The organism is Pseudomonas sp. NPDC087697, from assembly GCF_044743155.1.
Taxonomy (GTDB): domain Bacteria; phylum Pseudomonadota; class Gammaproteobacteria; order Pseudomonadales; family Pseudomonadaceae; genus Aquipseudomonas.
This window is the reverse complement of the sequence record NZ_JBIUVW010000005.1, coordinates 122,237-144,917: the sequence shown is the minus strand read 5'-3', so window position 1 is coordinate 144,917 and position 22,681 is coordinate 122,237. Positions and strand designations below refer to the sequence as shown.

22 protein-coding genes are annotated in these 22,681 nt (G+C 59.6%); 9 read left to right on the top strand and 13 right to left on the bottom strand.

Going from position 1 to position 22,681, the window contains the following annotated elements:
- Window positions 1-2 precede the first annotated feature (2 nt).
- Entirely contained in the window at window positions 3-647 is a 645-nt protein-coding gene (locus ACIPIN_RS06080) for a TetR/AcrR family transcriptional regulator (RefSeq protein ID WP_401116645.1), read from the top strand.
- Here the strand turns inward: ACIPIN_RS06080 and ACIPIN_RS06075 are convergent.
- Window positions 644-1,879, bottom strand: coding sequence for an NADH:flavin oxidoreductase/NADH oxidase family protein (locus tag ACIPIN_RS06075; RefSeq protein WP_401116643.1), 1,236 nt, complete (start codon window positions 1,877-1,879; stop codon window positions 644-646). The genes ACIPIN_RS06080 and ACIPIN_RS06075 overlap by 4 nt on opposite strands.
- Before the next feature lie 364 nt (window positions 1,880-2,243).
- On the opposite strand from ACIPIN_RS06075, the gene ACIPIN_RS06070 reads away from it, so the two are divergent.
- The 5 genes from ACIPIN_RS06070 (at window position 2,244) to ACIPIN_RS06050 (ending at window position 8,459) form a co-directional block, all read left to right on the top strand.
- Window positions 2,244-2,858 (top strand): TetR/AcrR family transcriptional regulator, encoded by a 615-nt coding sequence (locus tag ACIPIN_RS06070; RefSeq protein WP_401116641.1) that lies wholly within the window; start codon window positions 2,244-2,246, stop codon window positions 2,856-2,858.
- An 88-nt stretch (window positions 2,859-2,946) separates the two neighbouring features.
- Window positions 2,947-4,038: a VOC family protein gene (locus ACIPIN_RS06065; protein ID WP_401116639.1), complete on the top strand. Its 1,092-nt coding sequence runs from the start codon at window positions 2,947-2,949 to the stop codon at window positions 4,036-4,038.
- A gap of 82 nt (window positions 4,039-4,120) precedes the next feature.
- Window positions 4,121-5,077: a fumarylacetoacetate hydrolase family protein gene (locus ACIPIN_RS06060; RefSeq protein WP_401116637.1), complete on the top strand. Its 957-nt coding sequence runs from the start codon at window positions 4,121-4,123 to the stop codon at window positions 5,075-5,077.
- A complete protein-coding gene (locus ACIPIN_RS06055; protein WP_401116635.1) occupies window positions 5,077-6,978 on the top strand; it encodes an acyl-CoA synthetase in 1,902 nt (633 codons plus the stop codon). The genes ACIPIN_RS06060 and ACIPIN_RS06055 overlap by 1 nt, the downstream gene beginning before the upstream one ends.
- Before the next feature lie 161 nt (window positions 6,979-7,139).
- Entirely contained in the window at window positions 7,140-8,459 is a 1,320-nt protein-coding gene (locus ACIPIN_RS06050; RefSeq protein WP_401116633.1) for an outer membrane protein transport protein, read from the top strand.
- A 308-nt stretch (window positions 8,460-8,767) separates the two neighbouring features.
- Here the strand turns inward: ACIPIN_RS06050 and ACIPIN_RS06045 are convergent, their stop codons facing one another.
- From ACIPIN_RS06045 to pcsA, 5 genes are all read right to left on the bottom strand, one after another.
- Entirely contained in the window at window positions 8,768-9,388 is a 621-nt protein-coding gene (locus tag ACIPIN_RS06045) for an isochorismatase family protein (RefSeq protein WP_401116631.1), read from the bottom strand.
- Window positions 9,389-9,575: 187 nt separating this feature from the next.
- Window positions 9,576-10,754, bottom strand: coding sequence for a cystathionine gamma-synthase (locus ACIPIN_RS06040; protein ID WP_401116629.1), 1,179 nt, complete (start codon window positions 10,752-10,754; stop codon window positions 9,576-9,578).
- Window positions 10,751-12,127: a pyridoxal-phosphate dependent enzyme gene (locus ACIPIN_RS06035; RefSeq protein ID WP_401116627.1), complete on the bottom strand. Its 1,377-nt coding sequence runs from the start codon at window positions 12,125-12,127 to the stop codon at window positions 10,751-10,753. Before ACIPIN_RS06035 ends, ACIPIN_RS06040 begins: the two co-directional genes overlap by 4 nt.
- A 229-nt stretch (window positions 12,128-12,356) precedes the next feature.
- Complete coding sequence (locus tag ACIPIN_RS06030; protein WP_401116625.1) at window positions 12,357-12,758, bottom strand: DUF488 domain-containing protein; 402 nt, start codon at window positions 12,756-12,758, stop codon at window positions 12,357-12,359.
- 10 nt (window positions 12,759-12,768) lie between these two features.
- Window positions 12,769-13,470 (bottom strand): phosphatidylcholine synthase, encoded by a 702-nt coding sequence (pcsA, locus tag ACIPIN_RS06025; RefSeq protein ID WP_401116623.1) that lies wholly within the window; start codon window positions 13,468-13,470, stop codon window positions 12,769-12,771.
- Between the two features lie 319 nt (window positions 13,471-13,789).
- On the opposite strand from pcsA, the gene ACIPIN_RS06020 reads away from it, so the two are divergent.
- Together ACIPIN_RS06020 and ACIPIN_RS06015 are read left to right on the top strand one after the other, a co-directional pair.
- The gene (locus ACIPIN_RS06020; protein ID WP_401116621.1) at window positions 13,790-14,488 is read left to right on the top strand and encodes an AzlC family ABC transporter permease; all 699 of its coding nucleotides are present in this window, start codon (window positions 13,790-13,792) and stop codon (window positions 14,486-14,488) included.
- Window positions 14,488-14,799, top strand: a complete 312-nt coding sequence (locus ACIPIN_RS06015; protein WP_185015364.1) for an AzlD domain-containing protein — start codon at window positions 14,488-14,490, stop codon at window positions 14,797-14,799. Before ACIPIN_RS06020 ends, ACIPIN_RS06015 begins: the two co-directional genes overlap by 1 nt.
- A gap of 9 nt (window positions 14,800-14,808) precedes the next feature.
- Here the strand turns inward: ACIPIN_RS06015 and ACIPIN_RS06010 are convergent, their stop codons facing one another.
- From ACIPIN_RS06010 to ACIPIN_RS05985, 6 genes are all read right to left on the bottom strand, one after another.
- A complete protein-coding gene (locus ACIPIN_RS06010) occupies window positions 14,809-15,717 on the bottom strand; it encodes a MurR/RpiR family transcriptional regulator (RefSeq protein ID WP_401116619.1) in 909 nt (302 codons plus the stop codon).
- Between the two features lie 274 nt (window positions 15,718-15,991).
- Window positions 15,992-16,756 carry an ABC transporter ATP-binding protein gene (locus ACIPIN_RS06005; RefSeq protein WP_401116617.1) on the bottom strand — a complete coding sequence of 255 codons (765 nt, stop codon included), beginning with the start codon at window positions 16,754-16,756 and terminating at the stop codon, window positions 15,992-15,994.
- A gap of 18 nt (window positions 16,757-16,774) precedes the next feature.
- Window positions 16,775-17,887, bottom strand: coding sequence for a succinylglutamate desuccinylase/aspartoacylase family protein (locus tag ACIPIN_RS06000; RefSeq protein WP_401116614.1), 1,113 nt, complete (start codon window positions 17,885-17,887; stop codon window positions 16,775-16,777).
- Between the two features lie 9 nt (window positions 17,888-17,896).
- The gene (locus ACIPIN_RS05995) at window positions 17,897-18,592 is read right to left on the bottom strand and encodes an ABC transporter permease (protein ID WP_401116611.1); all 696 of its coding nucleotides are present in this window, start codon (window positions 18,590-18,592) and stop codon (window positions 17,897-17,899) included.
- Window positions 18,593-18,609: 17 nt separating this feature from the next.
- Entirely contained in the window at window positions 18,610-19,299 is a 690-nt protein-coding gene (locus ACIPIN_RS05990) for an ABC transporter permease (RefSeq protein WP_401116608.1), read from the bottom strand.
- Between the two features lie 93 nt (window positions 19,300-19,392).
- Entirely contained in the window at window positions 19,393-20,169 is a 777-nt protein-coding gene (locus ACIPIN_RS05985; protein WP_401116605.1) for an ABC transporter substrate-binding protein, read from the bottom strand.
- Window positions 20,170-20,455: 286 nt separating this feature from the next.
- Here ACIPIN_RS05985 and ACIPIN_RS05980 point away from each other — a divergent pair, with 286 nt between their 5' ends.
- The gene (locus ACIPIN_RS05980; RefSeq protein WP_401116602.1) at window positions 20,456-21,241 is read left to right on the top strand and encodes a sulfite exporter TauE/SafE family protein; all 786 of its coding nucleotides are present in this window, start codon (window positions 20,456-20,458) and stop codon (window positions 21,239-21,241) included.
- Window positions 21,242-21,351: 110 nt separating this feature from the next.
- Here ACIPIN_RS05980 and ACIPIN_RS05975 read toward each other — a convergent pair whose 3' ends face one another.
- Window positions 21,352-22,398, bottom strand: a complete 1,047-nt coding sequence (locus ACIPIN_RS05975) for a class I SAM-dependent methyltransferase (protein ID WP_401116599.1) — start codon at window positions 22,396-22,398, stop codon at window positions 21,352-21,354.
- Window positions 22,399-22,681 lie beyond the last annotated feature (283 nt).

Here is a 22,681-nt window from a genome sequence, read left to right as displayed (position 1 = left end):
AGATGCCGTCCCCCATTTTTCCTTCAGTAGCAACTGCGCAAGAGCCTCTCACTCGAGGCCACAAGAAGCGTGAACGCACCCGTCGCGGCCTGGTGGACGCGGCATTGCGTCTTGTCGCGCGTAAGGAGGTGGGGGAGATCGCACTGCTCGAGGTCGCCGCGGAGGCCGAGGTATCCAACGGCACCATCTACAACTATTTTCGAACACGCGACGAAGTACTCGAGGCGGTTGGCATCGCCATGGCGTCTGAGTTCTCCGATGCCATTTCCGCCCTGAGCGCGGACGTGCACTGCGGCGCACAGCGGCTTTCGATTGGCGTGCGCATGTTCGTATGCCGGGCCGCGTACGACCATCAATGGGCCAACGCACTGCTGCGCATCATCCATTCCGATCAGGCCATGCGCTCGCGCTTGGCTGCCCATGTGCTTGGCGATCTGCGTGAAGGTCTGCGCGCGGGCATTTTCGCTTACGAGGACGAAGGGATCGCCCTGGACATGGTCGTATCGTGCACAACCGGAGCCATGCGCTCGGTTGTCGAGGGGCGTGCGGTGCCAGAGCACGATCTGCGGGTCGCCGAGATGATTCTCAAGGCTCTGGGCGTAACACCTGCCAGAGCCAAGCGAATCGCCGGTAAGCCGCTACCCTAGGCCCGGCCAATCCATTGCCGATAGTTCTTCGCCTGGCGACGAGATTTCAGCTGATTGCCGATCAATGCCAAGAGTGGCGACGTCCTGGGTTTTGTCTGCTTTCCTTGGCTCAACAAGCCGAGCTGCTTCTTGACGACCGACGCCAATGCAAGCGATGCCAGCGCCTTGTTCTTCCAACGCACGACGATGGGCTCCACTTCGGTGTTCTGACCTGCCATCCACTGGCTTGGCAGGGCCGGCTCGATTGCCAGTGCAGTGGCAAGCCCCACCATCGACACCGAGCCGCTCACCACTCTCTCCGCGACCTCCTTTCTACGCACGCCGCCGGTGACCATCAGCGGCATGCGCGCTATTTTTCCTATTCTCTGCGCGATCTCGAGAAAATAGGCTTCTCGAGCCAGGCGGCTGCCATCGCGGGTCTGTCCCTGCATCGCCGGGCTTTCGTAGCTGCCACCTGACAGCTCGACCAGGTCGACCGCTTTGGCGTTGAGCATTTCCACCACGCGAGCCGCATCTTCGGCATCGAAACCGCCTCGTTGAAAGTCCGCGGAATTGAGCTTCACAGCGACACAAAAGGTCGGCGCCACTCGCTGACGTATGGCGTCGATGGTTCGCAGGAGAATTTGCGCACGATTTTCCAGGCTGCCACCCCTGCGGTCGCTACGCCTGTTGGTCAAGGGCGAAAGGAATTGGCTGAACAGATAGCCATGCGCCGCATGAATCTCCACGCCGGTGAATCCGGCACGCTCGGCCAGCACTGCAGCATGGGTATAGCGCTCAATCAGCTCTTCGATCTCCTGCTCATTCAAGGCCCTGGGCGGCACAAAAGCCTTTGATAGACCGGGAATGTCGACGGCAACCGCGGAGGGCCCCCGTGCTGATTGCCCCATTGAAGCCAATAGCTGCCGTCCGGGATGATTGATTTGCATCCAGGCCTGGGCTCCGCGACTGCGGCAAGCATCGGCCCATAGCGTGAATTTGCCCAGGTTCCGATCGTCCTCAAGCACCACGCCAGCCGGTCCGGTCAAGGCGTGGCGATCAACCATGACGTTGCCAGTGATGATCAGGCCGGCCCCACCGTCCGCCCAACGCCGATAGAGCCTGGCCAGCGCTTCCCCTGGCGCGTGATCCTCATTGGCAAGGTTCTCCTCCATGGCAGCCTTGGCGATTCGGTTTGGAATCACCGTGCCGTTAGGCAATCGAAGCGGTTCGAAGAGCTTTGAGCCGGTCATGTTCTGTCCTTCAGTTAATGAAAAATCGGCCAGCCGTCGGGAAGTGCCAATACCTTCGGGGCAACGTAGGCACGGTGCTCCTCAGGTTTGTTGAGGACCTGGTTTACATCGATGGGCCGGTTTGATGGCTCTACCGAGAAGATGAGCCAGAAGTACAACGGATCTGAACACGCGTGTTCATTTTGGTCAATATGTATAAATCTAAAGATCCTTCATGGACCTCGCCACATCGCTCATAATATTCAGATTCATGAGGCATAGAACGGTTTTTATTGTGAGGAGCGCCCTTGATTCAAAAATCCTTGTTGACGGCTGCTGAACACTAGTGTTCAATTCAGCCATAAGGTAATTCTGGAGAGAGAGCGTGAAATCCCTAAATCCGATACAGCGCCGCATTCATCAAGCCGCCTTTCGCCTGTTCGCTGAAAAAGGCACCTCTCAGGTGAACATCCTCGACCTTGCGCAAGAGGCAGGAGTGGCGCGCGGAACGATCTATAGCAATATCGACAGCATGGGAAACCTGTTCGAGGAGGTCGCCGGCTATCTCGCGAGGGAGATGCATGAGCGCGTCAACAAGAGCTTCAATTCCCTCTCCGATCCGGCTCAGCGTCTTGCCAATGGCATTCGATTCTTCATTCGTCGAGCTCACGAGGACCCCCAGTGGGGAGCGTTCATACATAAATTCGCCATGAGCAACTCTTCGTTGCGCGAAATGTTCAGCAGCCAAGCGACTACTGATCTTCTGAGCGGACTATCCAGTGGGCGGTACACGTTTGCGCAGGATCAATTGCTTTCAGTACTGACGCTGATATCGAGCAGCGTCCTCGGCTCGATTTTCCTGGTGCTGGAAGGGCATAGAACGTGGCGCGAATCGGGCTCTGACACGGCTGAACTAGTGCTGCGGGCATTGGGTGTGCCGGCAGAGGAGGCGCGAGCGCTGGCGACCAAGGAGTTGCCGGCACTTCCCCCTCTCGACTGAGCGCGGTAACCGACTCAACAAAAAACACCTCTGGCATTTTCAGGGGGTCGGGGATCGCTTTGCCCTGAAAAACCGGAGAACAAGAACAATGAACAACAAAAATCAAATGCCCCAGTTGGCGACACAACATCCTGCCCGGCATCCGCAGCCGACGGTGAAGGCCCAGGATCTGACTCACTTGATCTTTCAACGGCCGGACTTGAACGAGGCGGCGCGTTTCCTGACTGACTTCGGCTTGACGGTCAGTCATCAGAACGCCGATACGCTCTATCTGCGCGCCACTGAACCGGCTCCCTATTGTTACCGTGTCCATCGTGCAGAACATGCACGCTTTGTCGGGTTCGGACTGGCAGTCCAGTCTCTCAAGGATCTGGAAAAGCTGGCTCGAATCCCTGGCGCGTCACCGGTCGAGAAATCGGCACATCCTGGCGGCGGGCATTACGTCAGACTGACCGATCCTTGCGGGTTCATTGTGGAAGCTGTTTGCGACCAGGCTCCAAGTAAAGCTCTGGTACACAGAGCCCCACTTCCCTGGAATCTGGCGCAAGAGCAGCCGCGCATCAACTCCACGCAGCGCCCGCCGATTGCACCGCCTGAAGTACTCAAACTTGGCCACATCGTGATTGAAGTGGCCGACTACCAGGCGACCTGTGCCTGGTATACGCAGCATTTCGGGTTTATTCCCAGCGATGTGCAGGTACTCCCTGACGGCACACCTATCGTCGCCTTCATGCGCCTTGACCTCGGTGAGATTCCAACGGCTCACCATACGCTCGCGATAGCGCAAGGGTTCATGGCTACCTATAGCCATAGCGCTTATGAGGTCGTCGATGCAGACGCGGTGGGCATGGGGCAGCGCGTCCTGCGGGAGCGGGGCTGGGAGCACTCATGGGGAATTGGCCGGCACATCCTGGGCAGTCAGATCTTCGACTACTGGCAAGACCCTTGGGGCGATAAGCACGAGCATTACTGCGACGGGGATATCTTCACGGCCATGCAGCCCACGGGCATTCATCCCGTGAGTCCCGAGGCGATGGCGCAGTGGGGGCAGCGCATGCCCAAGAGTTTTACAAAACCCAAGATGAACTTGACCAATTTGCGTGCGCTGATCCGTAACCTGCGACGCAGTCCGGACCTGACAGTTCGCAAGTTGATAACGCTTATGCGGATGTTCGGGTAGATCCGCCAGCCCTTCCTCAGAACAACACCACAGCTCTCGCGCCACCGAGCGCGGGACAAACGCCGCTCCAGGAGTACCTTCAATGTCTGCTGTACACGTAGTCCGCTTTGAATTTCAGAACGGTATCCACTGGGGCGTGCTTCGCCAAGGCCGTATCACTATTGTCCCCGGTGCTTTTGAAACCACCGGTGACTTCATTCGCCAGAACAGTATCGACGACCTTGCTCGAATGAAAGGTACGGAGTTGGATGAAGGCGAAGTGAAACTGCTGTCGCCGGTGACCCGTAACCAGCAGTTCGTCTGCCAGGGCGCCAACTACCGTCAGCACATGATCGAGTCGGGCATGGACCCGGATGCGAAGAAATTCAACATGATCTTCACCAAGGCGACGAGTTGCCTGGTGGCGGCTGACAGCGACCTGATCAAGCCGCGCACCGTGCGCTTCCTTGACTACGAGATCGAACTGGGGCTGGTGATGAAACGCGAGATCACCGGCGCTGTTACTGTCACCGACGCCAATCTGCATGAGTTCATCGCAGGCGTCGTCATCGTCAATGACTACTCGGCTCGTGACATTCAGATTCCCCAGATGCAGTTCTACAAGGGCAAGAGCTTCCGCACTTTTGGCCCGGTCGGTCCCTACCTCTGCTTGCTGGATGCCAAGGACATGCATTACCTGAAAGCACTGCAGCTGCGCCTGACGGTCAACGATCAGGTGCGACAGAACGACAGCACGGCGAACCTGGTTTACGGCCCCGCTGAAACCCTGACCGAGCTCTCCTCCGTGCAAGATCTTGCCACTGGAGACCTGATCGCCACCGGTACTCCTGCCGGCTGTGCTCTAACGGTACCTTCGCCTGCCAAACAGCGCATTGCGGCCCTGATGCCGGAAGCCACCAAGTGGAAGCTTTTCCTCAAGGCGCAGGAGAGCCGGCCGCAGTATCTCAAGCCAGGTGACATGGTCGAGGCGCGCATTCGCAGCGCCGATGGCGTGATCGACCTCGGCGTACAACGTAACCGAGTCGTGGAGGAAGTCTGATGACGGTACAGACCCTGAGCGACATCGAGAGTCTCGAACGAGTCCCCTTGTCGGAGCGCGGCTTGGCGTCCAGTACCTACGACGCGTTGCGACAAGCAGTCGAACGCACTCCCCACGCGCCAGCCCTCAGCTTCTTCACCGATGCCGCCGATTTCAGCCGCATCTACCAGTGGACCTATTCTGAGCTCTTCGCGGATATAACCCGCGCGGCAAATGCTTTCCACGACCTGGGCATAAAACCGGGCGAGGTGCTTGCCTTCATCCTGCCCAACTTGCCGGAAACTCACTTCACTATATGGGGCGGCGAGGCGGCAGGCATCGTCATGGCGATCAATCCTCTGCTCGAGGCCAAGCAGATGGCTGGCTTGCTGAATGCCGCAAAGGCAACCGTGGTGGTGACGCTTGCGCCGACTGCGGGCAGCGATCTATGGCCAAAATTGGCCTCGCAGCTGGATCAATTACCAACAATCAGGCATGTCGTTTGGGTCAGCATGGAGGACTATGTCGTCGAACCTGTGCGTGAGGTCCTGAGAGCAGCGGCCCTGAAGGAGCGAGACTTACACAGCGGTATCGCGATCCACGATTTGCAATCGCTGATGGATACTCAGCCGCACACGCACCTGAAGAACGGTCGGCAAATCCGCCCGGATGAATGCTCCTCCTACATCTGTACCGGTGGCACCACCGGGCTTCCCAAGATCGCCGCGCGCACCCATGGTTCTGAAGTATTCAATGCATGGGCCGTGGCCGCTCACTTGCAGCCGCGCAAGGGTGGCCAGGTTATCTTTTGTGGTCTGCCACTATTTCATGTCAATGGACAACTGGTGACTGGACTGATGCCTTGGACTCAAGGCGACCATGTGATCCTTGGGACGCCTCATGGGTATCGTGGCGAGGGGGTGATCCCGCGATTCTGGGAGATGGTCGAGCACTTCGGTATCAACTTTTTTTCCGGCGTACCCACTGTCTATGCTGCACTTTTGCAAAATGAATGGCAGGGCCGCGACCTATCCAGTCTTCGCTATGCAATGTGTGGCGCCGCCCCAATGCCAGCGGAACTTTTCCGAGAATTCGAGCGCCGGACCGGGGTGAAGATCCTCGAAGGCTATGGCCTCACGGAAGGCGCCTGTGTCTCCTCGGTCAATCCTCCCCATGGCGAGCGCCGTATGGGCTCTATCGGGATACGGATCGCCTATCAGAATATGCGCGCGGTCTTGCTCAATGACGCCGGAGAGTACTTGCGCGACGCCGACGTGGATGAGATCGGCCTGATCACGATCAGTGGTCCGAACCTCTTTGATGGCTATCTGGAGGAGAGTCATAACCGGGGTTTGTGGATCGATATCGACGGTCAGCGCTGGCTGAATACGGGCGATTTGGGTCGTCAGGATGCACAGGGTTACTTTTGGCTGACCGGACGCAAGAAGGAGTTGATCATCCGCGGTGGCCACAATATCGATCCCAAGCAAATTGAAGAGGCTCTGCAGGCTCATCCCGCCGTCGCCTTAGCCGCTGCAATCGGCAGCCCCGACGTCTACTCGGGCGAGGTGCCGGTCGCCTACGTTCAACTGCGACCTGGGCACGCCTGCAACGCCGAAGAACTTGAGGCGTTCGCTCATCTCAACATCAGCGAGCGAGCAGCAGTTCCCAAGCGCATTGAAATCCTCGAAGCGCTGCCACTGACTGCCGTGGGCAAGATATTCAAGCCTGCCTTGCAGCAGCGGGAGATTGGCAGGGTAGTCCAGCAGGAAGTGGAGCGCCTGTGTTTGCGGGAGATTGCGGTAGAGGTGGTACAGGATGGTCGTCGTGGGCTAGTCGCATGCATCCGGGCCGGGGCCGATGAGGAAAACCTGGCCCTCCTTCTAGGTCGCTACAGCTTTCAAGTGGAATGGCTTAAATGAGCCCGAATTCGCCTCCGTAAGTCCAGCAAACATGCCCTGGTACTAATCAGTCAGGGCCTTTTACACAACTTCGATCAACTCCAACCGGCGCTGACAAGTGCACAGGAAGGCGAAGCCTTGCCTGCGTGCAATCAACAAAAACAATAAACAAGAGGTGGAATATGAAACTGAATAGCCGTGCGATCCCGTGTATCTCTGCTCAGCGAAAGTGTGCTGCGTGGATTAAGTTCACCAGTACCATGGCACTACTCAGCGCCTCTACAATTGCAGGTGCCAATGGCATAGCCCTTAACGAACAAAGTGCCAGCAGTGCGGGAACTGCTTATGCGGGAAGGTCGTCATCCGCGCTGGACGCCAGCACCATCTTCGGAAACCCTGCAGGCTTGACCAAGTTGAAGCGCAGTGAGATTTCCGGCGGGGCCGCGGTCGTCTCGGTGAGCGACGACATTAGTGATGCGCAGAGCAGTGTCGCAGGAACGAGTAAGGGGAACTCGGTACCTTTGGGGGTAGTGCCCTTCGTCTATATGTCGACGCCGCTTGATGATCGTCTTTCGATTGGTCTGGGCCTCTATGCTCCGAGTGGTCTGATCAATGACTACGAGAGCACTTTTCAGGGCCGCTACCATGGTTCCTATAGCTCGACCAAGGAGGTGACCCTGCAGCCCACCATTGCCTATCGGATCAATGATTACGTGTCCATTGGTGGCGGACCGACCATAAACCATTTCAATGCAAATCTTCAGAATTACTTGGCCACCGGCGCCCTGAACAACGGCCAGGACACACAGGTCACCATCAAGGGCGATGACACGGCACTGGGCTACAACCTCGGCCTCTTGGTTGACTTGAGTGAGGCAACGAGTTGGGGGGTTAACTATCACTCGAAGGTGAGCTATCAACTCAAAGGGCATACTACGGTTTCCGGCTCCCCGGCTGTTCTCCCGGTGGACGGAAGTTATCCCGCCAAGATAGCTATTGTTATGCCCGAATCAGTAGACACGTCCATCACCCATCATTTCGATAGTCGCTGGACCGGATACCTGGGGGCCACCTGGAAACGTTGGAGCCGGCTCGACAAGTTCGAGGCAATCAACAGCGATGTTTCCGCCGCTGGCCAGAGTGTCGGCCTGGGGAGTGTGGGCGAACCATTGAACTGGCACGACACTTGGTCCACCGCAGTTGGCGTATCCTATCAATTGACTCCGCAATGGCTGATGCGCGCAGGCTACGCCTATGATCCGTCGCCAATTGGAAATGCCGATCGCAGCGTGCGTATTCCGGTTGGTAACCGCCAAGCCGTGACTTTGGGCGGCGCTTATTTGCCGAATCCCGATCTGACAATAGACTTTGCTTATGGTTATCTCTGGGATTCCAAAGCCTCGGTAAATCAGCCGAACACCTCCGGTCTTCAACCTGCATACAGTGCCAATTACGAAAACAGTGCGAATGGAGTTTCAGTGCAGGCAACCTATCGGTACTAATCGACACGACTCCCTCTTTTTAAGGGAGCCCATTTTCGCAAGCCTTCCTGAACGTTCACCTTTAATCGACAGGCAACTATCCCAACGGGGTCGTAATGCAGTTCCGCCTGTCAATCAGCACCCACTGCCGCGAAACTTTCGCGGTAGTGGGTGGGTTGTCGGAAATAACCTATTCGAGAATAGGTCGTTCGATTTGCAGGTCCCGTCACCGTCAATGAATCGTTTCGTGATCACCCCCTGCGAAAGATACTCAAGGGTAAGAGACGGTTGTTGGCCCAGCTTTGCCAACGTGCTGAATCGGCAGGCGCTCAGCTGGGCGAGAAGTACTGCTTCAGGCCATACACGAGGCCGGCGAAGGGCATGCCGAGCGCAGCGTAGACGGCCTCGGCTTCGGGCGCGGCGTTGTCGGCCAGAATCTCAACGGCAACGCTCGAGTAACCGACTGGGATCACGCCGGCCTGCTGCATGCGTGCCACGCCCATGGCGACTTGCGTCTGGGTGAAGCCGCCGGAAGCATCGATTACTGCATAGCTGTTGTAGCCGTCGGCAATGGCCGAAATCGCCGGGAAGGCGAGGCAAACGTCGGTCGAGATACCCGTCACGATCAGGTTCTTGCGGCCGGTCGCTTTGACCGCATCGACGACGCGACGCTCGTCCCAGGCGTTGACGGTGGTGCGCTCGATGCGCTTCACGCCTGGTAGCGCTTCGGCGAGTTCAGGGATCAGCGGCCCCCACATTCCCTCGGTTGTCGTGGTGACGATGATTGGCAACTTCAGCGCCAGCGCTGCCTTGGCCAGGCCGACGACGTTGTGTTTGAGGGCCAGTGTGTCGATGTCGCGCACACCGGTGTAAAGGCCGACCTGATGGTCGACCAATAGCAGGATGGCATTTTCGCGGGTCAGGCGTTCGTAGAGATGGGGCGAGTTCATGGCAAGGCTCTCCGGGGCAGGTTGAGATGCCTTAACATTATAATCTGAGACCAACCAGGCAAAATGAGAACCATCGTCTACACGATGGGACGATGTCAGAGCATGACGGTATAGCGCTCGGCGGTGTGCAGGAGAACTACACGTGGCGCCTGCGCGATACACACCAGGCCGATCAGGCCGTCATTGCTCACATCCGTGCCAGCGCCTGGGCCAGGTCGGCGCGCAGGTCTTCGACATCCTCCACACCCACTGACAAACGCACCAACGCATCGCCGATGCCGAGCTGCGCGCGAGTATCGAAGGGGATGCTGGCGTGCGTCATGATCGCCGGGTGCTCGATCAGGCTTTCCACTCCGCCCAGGCTCTCGGCCAAGGCGAAGATCCGCACACTCTCGAGGAAACGTTTGGCGCCGGCCAGGTCGCTGTTCAGGTCGAGGGAAATCATCCCGCCGAAACCGCGCATCTGCCGCCGCGCCAGTTCGTGCTGCGGGTGCGACGGCAGGCCCGGATAATAGACGCGCGCCACCTGCGGCTGACGCGCAAGCCATTGCGCCAGCTCCAGCGCGTTGCTGCAGTGGCGTTCCATGCGCAGCGCCAGGGTCTTCACTCCGCGCAGGGTGAGAAAAGCGTCGAACGGTCCGGCGATCGCACCCACCGCGTTCTGCAGGAAGCCCAGGCGCTCGCCCAGTTCTGCATTCTGTCCGACCACCGCGATGCCGCCGATCACGTCGGAGTGGCCGTTCAGATACTTGGTCGTCGAGTGCAGCACGATATCGAAGCCCAGCTCCAGCGGGCGCTGTATCCACGGGCTGGCAAAGGTGTTGTCGGCCACACAGATGATGCCTCGCTCGCGACAGATGCGCGCGATGGCGGCGAGGTCAGTGAGGCGCAGCAACGGATTGCTCGGCGTCTCGACCATGACCATCCGCGTGTCGTCCTGCAGCGCCGCTTCGAATGCTGCCAGGTCAGTCAGATCGACGAAGCTGAAGCGATGCCCGGCGCTGCGCCGGCGCACCTTGTCGAACAGTCGGAAAGTACCGCCGTACAGGTCATTGCCGGAGACGATGTGCGCGCCAGTGTCGAGCAGTTCGAGCACGGTGGAGATCGCCGCCAGCCCGGAGGCGAAGGCGAAGGCCTGGGTACCGCCTTCGAGGTCTGCGACGCAACGCTCCAGCGCCCAGCGCGTGGGGTTGTGCGAGCGCCCGTAGTCGAGGCCCTTGTGTACACCGGGGCTCTGCTGCGCATAGGTGGAGTTGGCGTAAATCGGCGGCATCAGCGCCCCGGTGGAAGGGTCCGGCGCCTGTCCGGCATGGATTACACGGGTGGCGAAGGCGCGTGGTGCGGCGGTTTCATCGTGCTGACTCATGTGAGGGATCTCCGCAAGTGATTGAGCATGTCGACGCGGGTAATCAGGCCGTGGAAGCCCGAGGCGTCTTTGATGATCGCCACCAGCCCACGGTCGAGCTCCGCCTGCAGTTCAGCCAGACTGGCGCCGGGGGGCAGGGTTTCCAGCTTGTCGGTCATCGCGCTGGCCACGGTCATACGAAAGTGCGAAGCGTCTTTGTGCACGTCCAGCAGAATATCGGACTCGTCGATCACGCCGACCAGCCGCTGTCCGTCCACCAGCACCGGCAGCTGCGACACATCAGCCAGGCGCATGCGCTGGAAGGCGGTGAGCAACGTGTCGTCCGGGCCCACGCTGATCACCCGGCCATCCTCGAAGCGCCGCGCGATCAGGTCGCGCAGATCGCCGTAGTGCTTGCGCTGCAGCAGACCCTGATCGGTCATCCACTGGTCGTTGTAGACCTTCGACAGGTAGCGGGTGCCGGTGTCGCAGACGAAGCTGACCACCCGTTTCGGCTCGGTTTGCTCGCGGCAGTAGCGCAGTGCCGCTGCCAGCAATGTGCCGGTCGAAGAGCCGCCGAGAATGCCTTCGGCGCGCAGCAGTTGACGGGCATGATTAAAGCTTTCCTCGTCGCTGATCGAATAGGCCTGGCGCACGCTGGAAAGGTCGGCAATAGATGGAATGAAGTCTTCGCCGATGCCCTCTACCGCCCAGGAACCGGGCGTACCGAGGGTGCCGCTGCGGCTGTATTCGGCGACCACCGAGCCGATCGGATCGGCCAGCACCATGGCCAGGTTCGGTTGCACGCGGCGAAAGAAGCGGGTCAGCCCGGTCAGCGTGCCGGCCGAACCGACGCCGACGACGATGGCATCCAGATCATGCTGAGTCTGCGCCCAGATCTCCGGAGCGGTGCTGCACTCGTGGGCCAGCGGGTTGGCCGGGTTGTTGAACTGATCGGCGAAGAAAGCGTCGGGAATCTCCTGCGCCAGCCGCGCGGCAACGTCCTGATAGTACTCGGGATGGCCCTTGCCGACGTCGGATCGAGTGATGTGCACCTCGGCGCCCATCGCCTTGAGGTGCAGGACCTTCTCGGTGGACATCTTGTCCGGCACCACCAACACCACCCGGTATCCCTTGGCGCGGCCGACCAGGGCCAGACCGAGGCCGGTGTTGCCGGCGGTGGCCTCGACGATGGTGCCTCCGGGTCGCAGGCAGCCATCGCGCTCGGCGGCGTCGATCATCGCCAGGCCGATGCGATCCTTGATCGAACCGCCAGGGTTCTGCGATTCGAGCTTGAGGAACAGCGTGCACGGGCCGGTATCGAAGCGGCTGACGCGCACCAGCGGCGTATTGCCGATCAGTTCGAGCACGGCGGGGCGGGAGTCGTTCGGCATGTCGTCACCTCGCTGCGGGAGTTCGCACTGGATGGACAGCATCCTGCGGCCAGTCAAGCGTGCCAGTTGCAGGCAATGCCTCGCTTGGACCATAGGCCGGGATTGCGCCGCCCGCAACCTTGCGCAGCCAGCCGGTAGCGTCGCCGCCGAAACGACAAAGCCTGTCGATTGGCGCAATGCTGTTCATATCCCGTCGCAAACGCCCCTCGAAGCAAAACCGCACGTCCTGCTACGCCTCTTGAGACGCTACAACCACCGCCCCCCGAGCAATCAACAGCTCTCGCAACACCGAACGATGGCAGTGGCGTTCATCCTTGCAGTAGCAACCGATGGCCAGCGACGTTTGATGGGACAGGGCGGCCAACATATCCAGCAGTTGGCTGGGGGCCGGTTGATTCATTTCGGCCTTGAATTTGCGTCGAAAGGCTCCCCAGTCTTTTTCGTCTTCCGCAGCTTTGGCTTCGGCCACCAGCTCTGCGCTGGGGGAGAGGATGGGGAGCCAGGTGTCGTAGAAGTCACGGCTGGCGAACTCGGCTTTCGGTACGCCACGGGGCGGGCGGCGGACCGTGCCCAGGCGCAGGCCTTCATGGAGGGCTCGGGGTGAGCCGAGTTGCACGATATGGATAGGCATTCATGCTCCATTAGTGATGGGTGCGCTCGAGCCAGTCCGCGGCTGTGCGGCAGATGCAGATCCCCAGAAAGTAAGCCGACATCGCAAGCCACAGTCCCATCACCAAAGGGTTGACGGTCGGGTGGTTGAGGACCAGTGACAGGCTGCACAGCAACCAGATGGACGTCACGGCAATGTTGATCGGCATGAACCTGCGCACCCGAAACGGGTGAAGAAACTTCATTCGGGTCACCGTCAACAGCGCCAGGCCGATGATGGTGAGCAGTGTCAGCCAGGGTGTCGGGGCAATGATGTAGAGGCACAGGGTGACGACGTTCCACGCGGCGGGGAAGCCCTGGAAGTAGTTGTCCTTGCTCTTCATGTTGACGTTGCAGAAGCAATAGAGCGACGAGACCAGGATCACCGAGGTGGTCAGCAGCGGGGTGTAGGCCGGTAAATCGATGTAACGGTAGATGAACAGGGCCGGTATAAACACGTAGGTCAGGTAGTCGATGACCAGATCCAGCACGGACCCGTCGAGATGCGGCAGTACCGTTTGGACATTGACCTTGCGCGCCAGCGAGCCGTCCACACCATCGACGATCAACGCCACGCCCAGCCACAGCAGGCAGGCTCTGGGCTGATTATCGAACAAGGCGAGAGTCGCCAGGAAGGCGGTCACCACGCCGGTAGCGGTAAAGCCGTGGGCGCCCCAGGCTTTGAGCGTGGCCATGCGTCGGGTCGTTATCAAGGGGCATTCTCCAGCAAATGAAACGGGCCAGTTGCTACCATCGACGGGGTCACCGGCAAACCTGGCTGGGTTGCACCTATCGACCGGATATCCGGCGATAAGGTTCACCAGCGCGCAAACGACCCGAAGTCGGCACTCATTAAAAATAGACCATCTCCTGCGACTGCCTTGTCTATCGAGCAGTACTTTTTGCTTGTTCGCGCTTAGCCACCAGTCTGGAAGGGCAATTGCGCAAGATTGTTCAAGACAGAAGGCTGATCGACTGACACAGTCAGAGACCTTTCCTTCGTTGTAGAGAGCTATGTCTGACAACTTATTGCCGCGCGGTGCTTTTCTGCGCGGTGCCGCTGCCGTAATGCCCTTGTCCCTGGCGACTGCGCCGTGGGGGCTGTTGGCGGGTTCGATGGCCATTGAGGCCAACCTCACTCCACTGCAAGGCCAGGGCCTGTCGAGCATTGTCTTTGCGGGCGCTGCGCAACTGGTTGCGATCGGGATGCTCAAGGGCGGCGCCGGGATTTTCTCGATTCTGTTGACCACCTTGCTCCTGACATCGCAACACTTGCTGTACGGCATGAGCATGCGCCCGGTGGTTTCGCCGCTGCCGGGTCGCTGGCGGGTAGGGCTGGGCTTTCTGCTCACCGATGAGTTGTTCGCGCTGACCAGCCAATATGACAAACAGCAGTTCAATCGTTGGTACGCCCTCGGGGTGGGCCTGACCTTTTATGTGGCGTGGAATCTCTTCACCCTGGCCGGGATTGTGCTGGGCAGCAGCATTCCCGGTCTTGAGCATCTGGGTCTGGATTTTTCCATCGCGGCCACGTTTATCGCGTTGATCACCCCTGTGGTGCGCAACGTTCCAACGGTGGTCTGTGTGGCGGTGTCGCTGTTTTGCTCGGTGTTGTTCAACTACTGGCACTGGGGTTCGGCACTGGTGCTGGCCGGGTTGCTCGGGATGAGTGCCGGGTTTATCTGCAACAAGCTTTATGAGGGGCGCACATGATGGTCTGGGCGGTAATTTTCGGCATGGGCTTGCTGGTTTTTCTCAACCGTTACGTGTTCCTAGAACCACGGCTACCGGTGCGTTTGAGCAGCAATGCGCGGCAATTTCTGGGCTTCGCGGTGCCGGGCATGCTCACGGCGATCTGCGGGCCGATTGTGTTCATGCCCGACCACCAGCTGAATTTGCAGTACGACAATCCATACCTGATCAGTTCGCTGGTCGCCATCGGCCTGGTGCTCTACACCCGCAGTACCTTGATCAGCATGCTGCTGAGCATGGGGTTCTTTTTCCTGCTGCGCTGGTGGCTGTGACGCGCAGCCTCACTTTTTCGAGGTTTTGCTGCTGCCGGGAATGTGCAGGTAATTCATCACGCTTTCAGTGAGTTCGGTCGCCAGTTTCACGGCTTCCTTGTTGCGTGCCATCACCCCGGCGACCAAGCCTTCGATCAGCGCCAGAACGGCGATGTTGGAGCTGGTCAGCACCGGGTGGTCGGCCGGAGCAAACAGTACGTGCTGGGCAATGTGGGTCAAGGGTGAGGCGGGGGAGTCGGTGATCGCCAGCACGGTCGCGCCGCGCTCGTGGGCAAAGCGCGACAGCTGTAGGGTGTCGAGGGAATAACGCGGCAGCGAGATCGCCAGCAGCACGTCCTGGTCAGTGATCGCGGCCAGTCGGTAGGCGGCGTTTTCGTTGCCGCCCTCCATGCTGATGGCGGTGGCGTCGGCGCAGAACGGCATCAGCGTCGAGGCCGCGAGACCCGCCATGTAGACGCTGTTGCCAAACCCGAGGATGTAAATCTTGCGCGCCTCGATCAGGCACGTGACCACCGCTTCGAAGGTGTCAGGGTGGTTGTTGGTGCCGGCGGTGCCGAGGTTGCTGGTGGCGCTCTGGATTTGCTCATGCAGACCGAATGCACCACCGGGGCGGTGCGCCAGTTCGTTGCGCAGCTTGTCCACCGGGGACACCATCTGCTGCAAGGTCGCGACCAGCTCGGCTTTCATGCCGCTGTAGCCACCCAGGTCCAACGCCTTGGCCAAGCGATTGACCGCCGCCGGCGAGGTGGCGGTCTCAAAGGCCATCTCCTCGATGGTCAGGGTCGCGGCCTTCAGCGGGTGACGCAGGATAAAGTCCGCCACCTTGCGCAGCGACGGCTGCAAATCAGCGAGGATTTCCGCCAGTTTGCGCATCACCGGCGCGGCGTAGACCGTGGTGTTTTTCGAAGGAGTAGGCATAACCGGCTCAACATCCGCTGAAGATTGGAAGGGACCAAACATGGTTCCCGGCATGAGTGCATGGATATCTACACATTTGGTCCGATCACCCGTAGGAGCTGCCGCAGGCTGCGATCTCTTGATCTTCGGCGTCCTTGCAGACGCCAAAAGATCGCAGCCTGCGGCAGCTCCTACGGGAGATTTGGTGGTTATCAGAGAGGTGTCGATACCGATGGGCGCCAGTGTATCCGAAGCCGACCGTTGGCGTGCAGCAGGCCAACAGTCGGCGAGCGGCTTACTTCAGGCTGCCGGCCAGAAACTGCTGGAGGCGTTCGGACTGTGGGTTGACCAGCACTTCACGCGGGTTACCACGTTCTTCAACCTGACCTTTGTGCAGGAACACCAGTTGGTTCGACACTTCGCGGGCAAAGCCCATTTCGTGGGTCACCACGACCATGGTCCGGCCTTCCAGGGCCAGGTCCTGCATGACTTTAAGCACCTCGCCGACCAACTCCGGGTCGAGGGCCGAGGTGGGTTCGTCGAACAGCATCACTTCCGGCTCCATCGCCAGCGCGCGAGCAATCGCCACGCGCTGTTGTTCGCCACCCGACATGTGCGCCGGATAAGCGCCCATGCGATGGGCCACGCCGACCTTGTTCAGGTAGTGCTCGGCTTTTTCCCGGGCGAGTTTCTTGTCCATGCCCAGCACATGCACTGGCGCTTCCATGACGTTTTCAAGGGCGCTCATGTGCGACCACAGGTTGAAATGCTGAAACACCATTGCCAACCGTGAGCGCATGCGTTGCAGCTGTTTCGGCTCGGCCGCCTTGAGCCCACCGGATTTGTTGGCGACCAGTTTCAGCTGCTCGCCATTGAGCAGGATGTTGCCTGAATTGGGTTGCTCCAGCAGGTTGATGCAGCGCAGGAAGGTGCTTTTGCCCGAACCGCTGGAGCCGATGATGCTGATCACATCGCCGGCCTTCGCCTCCAGAGACACGCCCTTGAGCACTTCGTGGGTGCCGTAGCGTTTGTGCAGGTCCTGAATTTCAAGTGTGTTCATGGTGTCGATTCTCTTGAGTCAGTCGCTGAGCAAGCGACCCTGGCGAATGGGGGTAGAGCCTGCGACCTTGGCCAGCCACAACCCGGGTTGGGCAAAGCGCAGACGTTCGCGGGCATAAAGGATGCCGTCGGTGCTGGCCGTCACCACGCTGTGGCGATCGGTCAGCGGGTCGAGCACTTCGAACAGCGGATCGCCGACCGTGACCCGAGCCCCCAGCGGTTGCAGAAAACTCACTACGCCTGGGTGTGGCGCATAGGCGTATTGCGCACCGGCGAAGGGCGTCGCATCGCAGCAGGTGGATGGCGCGTCTGGCCAGTCGCCACGGATCAAGCCTTGTTCGGCCAGATAGCCGAGGATCTGCTCGGCACTGGCCATGCACGGTTCGCGATCGGTGTCGGCCATGCCGCGCAGTTCGATGGTGGTCGCGATGCAGGCCAGCGGAATGTTCGCCTGCGGGAACAGTTCGGCCAGGCGCAACCAGGGAATCGCGCAGGCTTCATCAAAGGCATTGCCTCCCGCGTCCTCGGCCAGCAGAACGGCACCGGCGTCGAGGCGTGCAGCCAGTGAACGCAGGCGCGGCCAGTTTTGTGGCAGGGCATACAGCAGCATGATCGACTCGAAGTCGCAGTGCAGGTCCAGCACCACATCGGCATCGCAGGCGTGCTGCAACAGCAGGCGGCGCAGGCCGTCGAGTTCCGATTCGGCCAGCGGCATGTCGGCGATGACCTCGACCATCGCCCGGCGGATCAGCGCCACGTTGGCGTCGGCATCCGCGCCCAGCTGACCTTCCAGTTGCACGGCCACAGCTTCGGCCAGCTCTGGAAAGTCACGGTTGAAGTTCTTGCCGCTGTTGAACTCGAAGCGCCCCTGATGGGTGGCCTGGAACATTTGCCCGATACCGATCGGATTGGCCATCGGCACCAGCTCGATCACTCCAGTCAATCGGCCTTGTGATTCCAGCTCGCGCAGACGGCGCTTGAGTTCGACGGCGACGCGCATGCCGGGCAGTTCGTCGGCATGCAACGAGGCCTGGATATAAGCCTTGCGCGCGCCGCTGCCGAACCGAAACAGCGACAGCGTGCGTTCAGTGCCGCAGGCGCTCCAGGGCAGGACGTAATGAATGTGCTCCATGGGATTTCCTTAATGCTTGCGTGGGGCCAGATAGGCCAGCCAGTGGCGCTCGGCGAGCTTGAACAGGCGCACGAGAATGAAGGTCAGGGCGAGGTAGATCAGGCCGGCGGTAATGAAGGCTTCGAACGGCAGGTAGAACCGCGAGCTGACCGTGCGCGCCGCGCCAGTGATATCAACCAGGGTGACGATCGACGCCAGGCTGGTGGTCTGGAGCATCATCAGCACTTCGTTGCTGTACTGCGGCAACGCCCGGCGCAGGGCCGAGGGCAGCAGAATGCGGCGGTACAGGGTCAGACGTGACATGCCCATCGCCTTGGCCGCTTCGATCTCGCCGCTGGACGTGGACTTCAGGCTGCCGGCCAGCAGCTCCGCGCTGTAGGCACTGGTGTTGATCGCAAAGGCCAGGCAGGCGCAAAAGGTCGCGCTGGACAGATACGGCCAGAGCACGCTTTGGCGTACCGCTTCGAACTGCGCCAGACCGTAATAGATCAAAAACAACTGCACCAGCATCGGCGTGCCGCGGATGGCATAGGTGTAGAGCCAGGCCGGGAAGTTGATCAGTGGCGAGCGGGAGACGCGCATCAACGCCAACGGAATGGCCAGCATCAGGCCAAAGGCCAGGGAAATCAGCAGTACTTTGAGGGTCAATAACGCGCCACTGAAATACAGCGGCAGGTTTTCCCAGATCAGGTTGTAGTCGAGCATGGTCGGTTCGCTCCCACTCACAGATCGGCGGCTTTGATGCCGACCGAGTAGTGTTTTTCCAGTGCGCGCAGCACCAGCAACGAGACGCTGGTCAGCACCAGATACAGCGCCGCCACCGCGAGGAAAAACGTAAAGGGTTCATGGGTCGCGTCGGCGGCGTTCTTGGCCTTGAACATCATGTCCTGCAGGCCGATCACCGAGATCAGCGCGGTGGATTTGGTCAGCACCAGCCAGTTGTTGGTGAACCCGGGAATCGCGAAGCGAATCATCTGCGGCACCAGAATCCGCCAGAACACCTGGGCGCTGGTCATGCCGTAGGCCGCCCCGGCTTCACCCTGACCTTGCGCGATTGCCATGAAGGCGCCGCGAAAGGTTTCCGAGAGGTAGGCCCCGAAGATGAAACCCATGGTGCAGACACCCGCCACAAAAGGGTTGATGTCGATGTAGTGGGTGTAACCGAGCCCAAGCGCTATGCGGTTCACCAGGTCCTGGCCGCCGTAGAAGATCAGCAGGATCAGTACCAGGTCGGGGATGCCGCGAATCACCGTTGTGTAGCCTTCGCCCAGTGTCGACAACCATTTGAGCGGTGACAGGCGAAACGCCGCGCCGATCAGGCCCAGGGTAATGGCCAGTGCCATGGAGCTCAGAGCCAGATTGATCGACAGCCAGGCGCCATCGAGAATGCTCGATCCGTAGCCGTGAAGCATGATGAAGTTCCTCACCCGAAGCGCCGGCAGGCGCGCGGGAACAGCAAGAAAAGCGGCGTCGGCGCAAGGCCAACGCCAGTGTTTCAGGAAGGTTTATTCGCCGTAGATATCGAACGCGAAGTACTTGGCCATTACCTGCTGGTACTTGCCATTGGCACGGATCGCATCAATCGCCGCGTTCAGGCGCGCTGCGTTCGCGGTATCGCCTTTGCGCAGCGCAATCCCGGCGCCCCGACCGAAGTATTTCGGGTCGTTGATATCCGGTCCCACCAGGGCAAAGCCGTTCCCGGCCGGGGTCTTGATGAAGCTCTCATCGGTGTTGACGCTGTCGGCGAGGGTGGCGTCCAGTCGACCCGACGCCAGGTCCAGGGAAGCTTCGCTTTGCGATGAATAGCGCACGACCTCGACGCCGGCGGGTGCCAGCTGTTCGGTGGCGTAACGGTCGTAGGTCGAGGAGCGCTGCACGCCGAGTTTCTTGCCTTTGAGATCGACCATCGGGTCGTTGAGGACCTGGCCGGCCTTCATCGCGAACTTGCCGGGGGTGTGGTAGTACTTTTTGCTGAAGTCGACTGACTTCAAGCGGTCGTCGGTAATCGACATTGACGACAGCACCGCATCGATCTTGCGCACTTTCAGCGAGGGGATCATCCCGTCGAATTCCTGGATGACCCACTGGCATTTGATCTTCATTTCTTCGCACAAGGCGTTGCCGATGTCGTAGTCGAACCCGCTGATATTGCCTTCCGGGGTCTTGAAGGAGAACGGCGGGTACGCGGCTTCGATACCGATACGCAGGCTGTCTTCGTCGGCGTGGGCCAGGGTGCTGACGGCGCAAAATGCCAGAGCAGCCAGAAGTCCGGTCTTGTTCATATTGTTGACTCCGTGGGTGGGGCGATTGAGAGGTGAATGCCTTCCGGTCTGGCGGGGTGTGCAGCGGATTAAGTGTCCATGGCGTATATGATTGACACGTTTTATTTCATAAATCAATTATGTGAAAATAAAAATGTCAAAAGCGAGCTGTAGAAGGCTTGGCAGGCCAAAGTTAATGACCTAAAGTTATAAAGTCAGATCATATTGGTATAAGTGGTTATAAGAAAAATCGCTATGCTGGCTGCCAGATTTTTAAGTCGTCGCGCTGGTTTTGTAAGGTATGGCAATGGACTTCGGTAATTTGGGTTTTGTAGTCGCAGGCTTGGTTGTCGGGTTCGTTGTCGGAATGACCGGTGTGGGCGGCGGCTCGTTGATGACGCCGATCCTTCTATGGTTCGGCATCAACCCGGCCACCGCCGTCGGGACCGATTTGCTGTATGCCGCGATCACCAAGTCCGGTGGTGTGCTGGTTCATCAAAAGAACCGGAACATCGACTGGAAAATCACCGGCTGGCTGACGCTGGGCAGTGTGCCTGCTGTCGCAATGACCCTGTTGTTCCTGAAATACTTCAATACCGATCCGCAAGCGACCAATGCGATTATCAAACAGGCCCTGGGGTTTGTTTTGCTGCTGACGGCGCTGGCGATTTTCTTCAAAACCCAGCTGCTTGCGTTTGCCCAGAAACATGCGGGCGACCATTATCACCTCAGTAACCGGAACCTGAACCTGCTGACCATCGTCACGGGCGCGATACTCGGCGCGATGGTGGCATTGACGTCCATCGGTGCCGGCGCACTGGGGACTGTGGCGCTGTTTATCCTGTACCCGTTTCTGGCGACCAAACGCCTGGTCGGTACAGAAATCGCGCACGCCGTGCCGCTGACCCTGGTCGCGGGACTGGGGCATGCGAGCATGGGCAACATGGATTGGCATTTGCTGGGTTTTCTGCTGATGGGCTCATTGCCGGGGATCTACGTCGGCAGTCATTTGTCCGGGCGTATTTCCGATGGCGTCTTGCGTCCTTGCCTGGCCGTCATGCTGGTGTTTATCGGCTACAAGTTGGCGTTTTGATCCAGCGTTAACCGACTATCTTTCAGGCGACTGATCCAGGCGCCGCGATTTTTGATCCCCGGCACGGCGCTGCCCCTCTCAGTGCCGTGCTTCAGGGATGCCCCCCGCGATTACTTGCGTGCCTCCAGAATCAGGTTGAACGGTGTCTCTGCTGCCCGGCGGAAATGCTTGAATCCGGCCTTGGTGAATACATCCCGCAGCCGTGCTTCTCCGGCTTGGGCTCCGAGCCCCAGACCGACTTCCTGAGACAAAGAGTTAGGCGTGCAGATGAACGTCGACGCGGCGTAGAACAGTCGTCCTACCGGGGTCGCGTTTTCGTCGAGCTGGTCATTGGCATACGGCTCCACCAACAGCACTGTTCCGTCGGACTTGAGTGACTGATAGGCGTGTTTGGCAGCGCCCACAGGGTCGCCCATGTCGTGGAGGCAATCGAAGTAGCAGATCAAATCGTAGTCATTGCCCGGGTAGTTCTTGGCCGTGCTCTGAATGAAGCGAGCACGATCAGCCACGCCCCCTTCTTCAGCGCGTTGGGTGGCGGTGGTGATGGATGGCGCGTGATAGTCGAAACCGACAAAGTTCGAGGCCGGGAAGGCTTTGGCCATGACCACCGTTGACGCGCCGTGGCCGCAGCCCACATCCGCGACCTTGGCGCCGGCTTGCAGTTTTTCTACTACGCCTTCAAGCGCGGGTAACCACTCGCCGACCAGGTGTGCGCGGTAGCCGGGTCTGAAGAAGCGCTCGGTGCCGTTGAACATGCAGCTGTGGTGATCGCCCCAGGCGAGGGCACCATTTCCGCGCATGGCCGCGATCAGTTTGTCTTTGTCATGGTAAAACGAGGCAATCACTGAGGCGCCGCCTGCGACATAAACCGGTGAGTCCTCGATCGCCAGCGCCAGGGCTTGCTCTTCTGGCAGGCGGAACTTTCCGTCAATGTGTTCCATGTAACCGGAGGCCGCGTGGGCGCTGAGCCATTCGCGCAGTAGCCGCGCATTGCAGCCGGTCTTGCTGGCCAGCGCTTCGGGGGTGATGGGTTGGCTGTCGGCCATGGCCCGGTACAGACCGAGCTCATCGCCCAGGATCATGTTCGCGAGCATCGCTGCGCCGCCCATGTCGGAAACCACCTTGCCCATGAAGTCATTGAGTTTGGCTTCGTCCATAACCGGTCCTCCTCAAAAAAGACCACCGGCGAAGGGGGCGCGTGTGGAGGCAGCAACCTTTCAGGCGGTGGTCGAGTGGATGATCAGGGCGACAGTACAGGCGCGTTGTGAAGCCAAATCGTCTACCACGCGAATGCCCGGACACACGACATGTCCGGGCGAGTGGGACGCGAAAACGTCGTCCTGCATGATGTCACTGTGGGGCCGTGCCCCACAGGACAATTACGATAGGCCAGTGGCTCCAGCGTCAAGAGCGAGGTTTATCTGCAGACTCGCTGCTTAC

Excerpts from the sequence above, each read along its gene's own strand:
- ACIPIN_RS06080 (WP_401116645.1), top strand. The coding sequence starts at position 3 with ATGCCGTCCCCCATTTTTCCTTCAGTAGCAACTGCGCAAGAGCCTCTC.
- ACIPIN_RS06075 (WP_401116643.1), bottom strand. The coding sequence starts at position 1,879 with ATGACCGGCTCAAAGCTCTTCGAACCGCTTCGATTGCCTAACGGCACG.
- ACIPIN_RS06065 (WP_401116639.1), top strand. The coding sequence starts at position 2,947 with ATGAACAACAAAAATCAAATGCCCCAGTTGGCGACACAACATCCTGCC.
- ACIPIN_RS06060 (WP_401116637.1), top strand. The coding sequence starts at position 4,121 with ATGTCTGCTGTACACGTAGTCCGCTTTGAATTTCAGAACGGTATCCAC.
- ACIPIN_RS06055 (WP_401116635.1), top strand. The coding sequence starts at position 5,077 with ATGACGGTACAGACCCTGAGCGACATCGAGAGTCTCGAACGAGTCCCC.
- ACIPIN_RS06050 (WP_401116633.1), top strand. The coding sequence starts at position 7,140 with ATGAAACTGAATAGCCGTGCGATCCCGTGTATCTCTGCTCAGCGAAAG.
- ACIPIN_RS06045 (WP_401116631.1), bottom strand. The coding sequence starts at position 9,388 with ATGAACTCGCCCCATCTCTACGAACGCCTGACCCGCGAAAATGCCATC.
- ACIPIN_RS06040 (WP_401116629.1), bottom strand. The coding sequence starts at position 10,754 with ATGAGTCAGCACGATGAAACCGCCGCACCACGCGCCTTCGCCACCCGT.
- ACIPIN_RS06035 (WP_401116627.1), bottom strand. The coding sequence starts at position 12,127 with ATGCCGAACGACTCCCGCCCCGCCGTGCTCGAACTGATCGGCAATACG.
- ACIPIN_RS06030 (WP_401116625.1), bottom strand. The coding sequence starts at position 12,758 with ATGCCTATCCATATCGTGCAACTCGGCTCACCCCGAGCCCTCCATGAA.
- pcsA (WP_401116623.1), bottom strand. The coding sequence starts at position 13,470 with ATGGCCACGCTCAAAGCCTGGGGCGCCCACGGCTTTACCGCTACCGGC.
- ACIPIN_RS06020 (WP_401116621.1), top strand. The coding sequence starts at position 13,790 with ATGTCTGACAACTTATTGCCGCGCGGTGCTTTTCTGCGCGGTGCCGCT.
- ACIPIN_RS06015 (WP_185015364.1), top strand. The coding sequence starts at position 14,488 with ATGGTCTGGGCGGTAATTTTCGGCATGGGCTTGCTGGTTTTTCTCAAC.
- ACIPIN_RS06010 (WP_401116619.1), bottom strand. The coding sequence starts at position 15,717 with ATGCCTACTCCTTCGAAAAACACCACGGTCTACGCCGCGCCGGTGATG.
- ACIPIN_RS06005 (WP_401116617.1), bottom strand. The coding sequence starts at position 16,756 with ATGAACACACTTGAAATTCAGGACCTGCACAAACGCTACGGCACCCAC.
- ACIPIN_RS06000 (WP_401116614.1), bottom strand. The coding sequence starts at position 17,887 with ATGGAGCACATTCATTACGTCCTGCCCTGGAGCGCCTGCGGCACTGAA.
- ACIPIN_RS05995 (WP_401116611.1), bottom strand. The coding sequence starts at position 18,592 with ATGCTCGACTACAACCTGATCTGGGAAAACCTGCCGCTGTATTTCAGT.
- ACIPIN_RS05990 (WP_401116608.1), bottom strand. The coding sequence starts at position 19,299 with ATGCTTCACGGCTACGGATCGAGCATTCTCGATGGCGCCTGGCTGTCG.
- ACIPIN_RS05985 (WP_401116605.1), bottom strand. The coding sequence starts at position 20,169 with ATGAACAAGACCGGACTTCTGGCTGCTCTGGCATTTTGCGCCGTCAGC.
- ACIPIN_RS05980 (WP_401116602.1), top strand. The coding sequence starts at position 20,456 with ATGGACTTCGGTAATTTGGGTTTTGTAGTCGCAGGCTTGGTTGTCGGG.
- ACIPIN_RS05975 (WP_401116599.1), bottom strand. The coding sequence starts at position 22,398 with ATGGACGAAGCCAAACTCAATGACTTCATGGGCAAGGTGGTTTCCGAC.